This is a genomic window from Microbacterium resistens NBRC 103078, from assembly GCF_001552355.1.
In the GTDB taxonomy this organism is placed as follows: domain Bacteria; phylum Actinomycetota; class Actinomycetes; order Actinomycetales; family Microbacteriaceae; genus Microbacterium; species Microbacterium resistens.
Genome location: NZ_BCRA01000169.1, coordinates 1 through 6091, shown reverse-complemented (window position 1 = coordinate 6091; position 6091 = coordinate 1). Strand labels below are relative to the sequence as shown.

Sequence of the window (6091 nt, the reverse complement as noted above, 5' to 3'; positions counted from 1 at the left end):
CAGCGCCCCGCGGCGAGCTCCTGGACGATCGCCGCCGCGGCCATCTGGCCCGCCGCCGCGGCCATCACCACGGAGGCGACGACGCCCGGCAGCGTCGCGCGGTGGGCGTTGTCCCCCGCGGCGAAGACGCCGGGCACCGAGGTGCGGCCGAAATCGTCGATCTCGACGGCGCCCGAGGGCAGCATCCGCAGTCCGAGCTGCTCGGCGAACGGCGCTCGCTGGCGCGGCGCCGTTCCGGCGACGAAGATCCCGTCGACGGGGGTCGCGGTCTCCCCGGCGTGCACGACGACGTCGCCGTCGGACTCGGTCACGGCGCTCGCCGGAGCCGAGGAGATCGCCGCGCCGAGGCTCTCGACCGCTGTGCGGAACTCGTCGGTCGGACCGGCGCCGACCGTGAACACGGTCGCGTCGACGCCGAGGGGGCGCAGCATCCCCAGCACGTGCGGCGCGGCGGTCCCGATCACGGCGATCCGGCGCCCGGCGAACTCGTGCCCGTCGCAGAACGGGCAGGAGAACGCGCGCCGGCCCCACAGCGGCGCCAGCCCCGCCACCTCGGGAAGCGCGTCGACCAGGCCGGTGGCGAGGACCAGGCGCCGACCGCGGACCGCCGGGCCGTCGGCGAGCTCGACCCGGAAGCCGTCGTCCTCCGCGGCGACGGCGACGGCGGTGCGCTGTTCGATGCGGACCGTGCCGTACTCCTCCAGCTGACCGCGCGCGGTGCGGCGGAAGTCCGCGGGCGGCGTGCCGTCGTTGGCGATCACGTTGTGCATGTGCGCGACGGGGCCGTTGCGGTACTCGCCGGAATCCAGCACCAGGGCGCTGCGGTGCATCCGGCCCAGGGTCAGCGCGGCCTGGAGGCCTGCCGGCCCCGCTCCGATCACGATGGCGTCGTCCATGGATCTCTCCTCCTCGGTTGCGTTCCGGACCAGTGTGTGACTTCATGTCAACATGAAGTCAAGCGAGGATCGTCCCTGGTCGGTGGGAGAGGTGGCGGCCCGGTTCGAGCTGCCCACGAACGTGCTGCGCCACTGGGAGTCGGTGGGCCTGCTGAGCCCGGATCGCGACGCGGGAGGGCGGCGCCGCTACGGCGAGGAGGAGGTGGCGCGGATCGCCGTGATCGTCCGGAGCAAGGCCTCCGGGATGAGCCTGGACCAGATCGCGCATCTGCTGGACAACGGCTCGTCCGGTCGCCACGAGGTGCTGCACGCCCATCTCGCGGACCTCGATCGGCGGATGGAGGACATGCGCCGCTCGCGCGCGATGACCGAGCACGCGCTGCGCTGCGAGGCGCACGACATCATGGCCTGCCCGCGGTTCCGGGCCGGTGTGGACGACATCATCGCGGGCTTCGGGAGCGGTTCCCTCTCCGCTCACGCATAGGGATCGGACGTAGGATTCCCAGCGTGTCACCCTCCCTGCGCCCGAATCGCAGCGTCGTCCGAACCCGCCTCCTCCGCTCCGCCGCGGCCGCGCTCGGCGTCGCCCTCGCCGTCGGCCTGTCGGCCTGCGCGCAGGACCCGGCGACCGAGCAGTACCTCGCCGGGGACAACAAGGGGTACATCGGCGCCGCGGGTCTCCGCGTGGACGAGATCCCGGCCGACCAGCGCACGGAGCCGGTGGAGTACGGCGGCACGCTCGAGGACGGCTCCTCCTTCTCCAGCGAGGACGTCGCCGGGGACGTCGTGGTGGTGAACTTCTGGTACGCCGCCTGCGGTCCCTGCCGCGTCGAGGCGAAGGACCTCGAGGCGGTCTGGCAGGAGTACCAGGACCAGGACGTGTCGTTCATCGGCGTCAACACCTACGACCAGGCGGACACCGCGCGCGCCTTCGCGGAGCAGTACGGCGTGACCTACCCCAGCCTCATCGACGTGAACACCGGCGAGGCCAAGCTCGCCTTCGCGCAGGCCACGACCATCCAGGCGACGCCGACCACCCTGGTGCTCGACCGCCAGGGGCGCGTCGCAGCGCGGATCGTCGGGCAGCTGGAGGAAGCGTCGATCCTCTCGACCCTCGTCAAGGACGCCCTCGCGGAGAAGGCGTGAACGTCGACGCCCTCGTCGGATTCGGCGCACTCTGGCTCGCGATCCCCGTCGCGATGCTCGCGGGCCTCGTCTCCTTCCTGTCACCGTGCGTGCTGCCGCTGGTGCCGGGGTACCTCGGCTTCCTGGGGGGAGCCGTGGCGCCGTCCTCCGGCGCCCCGCGCCCCGGCGCCGACGCTCCGGCGGCCCCGACGCGGGCACGGCTGGTGCTCGGCGTCCTCCTCTTCATCGCCGGCTTCACCGCCGTCTTCGTGGCGTTCGCCGTCGTGGGCGGCGCGGCGGGGATGTTCCTGCTGCAGTGGGGGGACCTCATCACCCGCGTCCTCGGCGCCGTGATCATCCTCATGGGGCTCGTGTTCATCGGTCTCTTCGGCTTCGCGCAGCGCACGATGCGGGTGAACCTCAGCGGCCGTGCGGGCCTGGTCGGGGCTCCGCTGCTGGGCGTCGCGCTCGGGCTCGGATGGACGCCCTGCATGGGGCCGACGCTGTCGGCGATCATGGCCGTCGCGCTCAACCTCGGCGACCCGTGGCGGGCCGCGCTGCTGGGCGTCGCCTACTCGCTCGGGCTCGGGATCCCGTTCCTGCTCGCCGCGCTCGGGTTCGGCTGGGCGGCGCGCTCGATCGGGTTCCTCCGCCGGCACGTCCGCACCGTCAACATCATCGGCGGCGTCCTGCTGATCCTCCTCGGCGTGCTGATGGTCACCGGCGTCTGGACCGACCTCATGTCGCGACTCGGGGCGGTGATGGGCAGTGTCACCGTCCCGCTCTGAGTCCTCCGATCCCGGATCGCCCCGTGACGAGGAGACGCCCGTGAAGATGTCCGAGAAGGGAACGCGCAGCTCGGATCCGCTGCGTCCGTCCGACCACATCGACGGCGACGACCGGGTGACCTCGCCCGCGCTCGGATTCGTGGGCTGGCTGCGCTGGGGCTGGCGTCAGCTCACGTCGATGCGCACCGCGCTCGTGCTGCTGCTGATCCTCGCGATCGCCGCGATCCCCGGGTCGATCTTCCCGCAGCGGATGGCGGACCCCAACGGCGTCACGCAGTGGAAGGCCGACAACCCGGACCTCTTCCCGATCCTCGACGCGCTCCAGATGTTCGACGTCTATCTCTCGGCGTGGTTCTCGGCCGTCTACCTGCTGCTGTTCCTGTCCCTGATCGGGTGCGTGATCCCGCGGATCAAGCACCACGCGACGGCGCTGCGCTCCCGCCCGCCGCGGACGCCGATCCGGCTCAAGCGCCTCGACGACCACCGCGAGGCCGTCCGGTCCGTCCCGGAGGGCGCGGACGCCGCCGCAGCCGCCGAGAAGGCCGTGGACATCGCGCAGTCGCAGCTGCGCGCCCTCCGCTACCGGGTCGAGCGCTACGACGACAAGCGCGGCTTCTCGGTGTCGGCCGAGCGCGGCTACGCCCGCGAGACCGGCAACCTGCTGTTCCACCTCGCTCTCCTGGGCGTGCTCGTCACGGTCGGCGTCGGCGGCGGCTTCGCCTACACCGGGCAGCGCGTCATGACGGAGGGGGAGACCTTCGTCAACACGCTGCTCGACTACTCGTCGATGAACAAGGGCCGATACGTGGCCGACGGCGCCCTGGCCCCCTACGCGATGACCCTCGACTCGTTCGACGTGACCTACGTCCCCTGGGGGGAGTCGGCGCAGGGCCAGGCCGGAGACTTCTCCGCCAACGTCACGGTCCGAGAGCCCGGCGGGGAGCCCCGTCAGGAGTCCGTGCGCGTGAACCACCCGCTCGACGTGCGCGGCGACAAGGTCTACCTGCTCGGCAACGGCTACGCGCCGACCATCACCGTCCGCAACGCCGAGGGGGAGGTCGCCTTCCACGGGCCGGTGCCGTTCCTCCCGCAGAACAACGCCACCATGACGTCGCTGGGCGTCGTGAAGATCACCGACGGGATGCCCGAGCAGCTGGGCATGGTCGGCTTCTTCTACCCGACCGCCGCCGCGCTGGAGACGGGTGCGCTCACCTCGGTGTACCCGGCGCTGGTGAACCCGACCCTGACGCTCAACGTCTACTCCGGCGACCTGGGGATCGACGACGGCACCCCGCGGTCCGTGTACGTCCTCGACCCGACCGACATGACCCAGCTCACCGGCGGAGACACGGGCGTCGACTCGATCGAGCTCACCCCCGGGCAGACGCAGGAGCTGCCCGGCGGCCTCGGATCCGTCACCTTCGAGGACGAGTCGCCCGAGGGCGCGACCGACGCGTCGCAGTCCGTGCGGCGTTACGTGTCCCTGCAGGTGCATCACGACGCCTCCGCCGTCTGGGTCCTCGTCTTCGCCGTGCTCGCGGTCGTCGGCCTCCTCCTCGCCCTGTTCGTCCCGCGCCGGCGGATGTGGGTCAAGGCCGTCGTCGTCGACGGCGCCGTCCACCTGGAGTACGCGGCGCTGGCACGCGGGGAGGACCCGACCCTCGCGGCCGCCGTGAAGGACCTCGCCGAGGGGCACGAGCGGCTCCTCGACGCCGACGGCGGCACGACCGCGGCGTCCGCCCCCGATGCGTCCGAGAACCCCCGAAAGTAGGCTGTGACCATGGACCTCGACTCCCTGTCGGTGCTGCTGATCTGGACGGCGATCGCCGTGTACGCCGCGGCGTTCGTGTGCTACGCGTTCGACCTGGCGCACCGCTCGCAGCGTGCCGCGGACCGGAAGCTCGCCGCTCCGGCGGTGCAGGAGCTCGTCGGCGTGTCCGCCGGCGCCGCGAGCACCGGTGCCGGCAAGGGCGGGGGAGCGACGCCGGTCCCGACCGACACGGCGGCCGCACCCGCGCCGCGCTACGTGATGGGCCGGATCGGAACGTCGCTGACCGCTCTGGGCTTCCTGTTCCACCTCGCCGGGACGATCCTTCGCGGCATCGCGGCCGAGCGCGTGCCGTGGTCGAACATGTACGAGTTCGCGATGACCGGCACGCTCCTCATCGTCGCCGTCTATCTCGCGGTCAACATCCGCATGGACCTGAAGTACCTCGGCACCTTCATCGTGGGCCTGATCGTGGTGCTGCTCGGCGGGGCGACGACGAGCTTCTACGTCGAGGTCACGCCGCTGATGGATCCGCTCAAGAGCGTGTGGCTCGTGATCCACGTCTTCGTGGCCTCGCTCGGCACGGCGTTCCTGGCGCTCGCGTTCGCCCTCTCCGTTCTGCAGCTCATGCAGACCCGCCGGGAGCTGCGGATCCTCGGCGACCAGCCGAAGACGGGTCCCGGCTTCCTCGCGACGCTCCCGACGGCGGAGCGGCTGGAGAGCCTGGCCTACCGCTTCGCCACCGTCGGGTTCATCTTCTGGACCTTCACGCTCATCGCCGGCGCGATCTGGGCGCAGGACGCCTGGGGCCGGTACTGGGGCTTCGACGTCAAGGAGACCTGGACGTTCATCATCTGGGTGCTCTACGCCGGCTACATCCACGCCCGTGCGACGCGCGGCTGGCGCGGGAACCGGTCGGCGTGGCTGTCGATCGTGGGCTTCACCGCGGTGCTGTTCAACTTCACGATCGTGAACATGTTCTTCAAGGGACTGCACGCCTACTCCGGCCTGAACTGACCGTCCTCCGGGCCCCGCGCCGGCCCCGTTCCGCGACTCCGGCACCGTCCGTTCCGCGAGCCCGGCGCCGCGTCCGTTCCGCGACCCCGGCGTTGGCCCCGTTCCGCGAGCCCGGCGCCGCGGGTGCGTCGAAACCCCCTCTCGCCGCCGAAACCCCCTCCTACGCGCGTATCTCTGAGGGGGTCTCGACGGGGAGAGGGGGTTTCGGGACAGGGTGGTGCTGGGTTCCGGGGGCGGGGTCGGGATCCGGGGTCGGGATTCGGGGAAGGGATACCGGGGTCGGGATTCGGGGTCGGGATTCGGGGAAGGGTTTCGGGGAGACGGATTCGGGCCGGTCTCGTCCGCGTCGGCGTCATCCGGGTCCGTTGTATGCAGCGAAACCCCCTCCTGCCGTCAAGACCCAGCGAAACCCCCTTCTACCGTCGAGACCCAGCGAAACCCCCTCCTGTCGTCGAGACCCCCTCCTAGAAGCGTGTTTCTGAGGGGGTCTCGACGGG

Annotated in this window: 6 protein-coding genes; 5 read left to right on the top strand and 1 reads right to left on the bottom strand. The window is 71.5% G+C overall.

The annotated features are described in order from the left end of the window. A partial coding sequence (locus MR1_RS18305) for an NAD(P)/FAD-dependent oxidoreductase (protein WP_067250479.1) occupies positions 1 to 896 on the bottom strand: 896 nt, incomplete at its 3' end. A gap of 52 nt (positions 897 to 948) precedes the next feature. Between MR1_RS18305 and MR1_RS18300 the strand changes: the two genes are divergently transcribed. From MR1_RS18300 to ccsB, 5 genes are read left to right on the top strand one after another with little or no spacing between them, the layout of a single operon-like run. Further along, complete coding sequence (locus tag MR1_RS18300; protein ID WP_067250476.1) at positions 949 to 1380, top strand: helix-turn-helix domain-containing protein; 432 nt, start codon at positions 949 to 951, stop codon at positions 1378 to 1380. A gap of 23 nt (positions 1381 to 1403) precedes the next feature. Beyond that, on the top strand, positions 1404 to 2042 hold the full coding sequence (locus tag MR1_RS18295) for a TlpA family protein disulfide reductase (protein ID WP_174522567.1): 639 nt from the start codon (positions 1404 to 1406) through the stop codon (positions 2040 to 2042). After that, entirely contained in the window at positions 2039 to 2809 is a 771-nt protein-coding gene (locus MR1_RS18290) for a cytochrome c biogenesis CcdA family protein (RefSeq protein WP_067250472.1), read from the top strand. The genes MR1_RS18295 and MR1_RS18290 overlap by 4 nt, the downstream gene beginning before the upstream one ends. Before the next feature lie 46 nt (positions 2810 to 2855). Next, a complete protein-coding gene (gene resB, locus MR1_RS18285) occupies positions 2856 to 4580 on the top strand; it encodes a cytochrome c biogenesis protein ResB (protein ID WP_067250483.1) in 1725 nt (574 codons plus the stop codon). Between the two features lie 9 nt (positions 4581 to 4589). Then, positions 4590 to 5594 (top strand): c-type cytochrome biogenesis protein CcsB, encoded by a 1005-nt coding sequence (ccsB, locus tag MR1_RS18280; RefSeq protein WP_067250469.1) that lies wholly within the window; start codon positions 4590 to 4592, stop codon positions 5592 to 5594. The last annotated feature ends 497 nt before the right edge of the window (positions 5595 to 6091 follow it).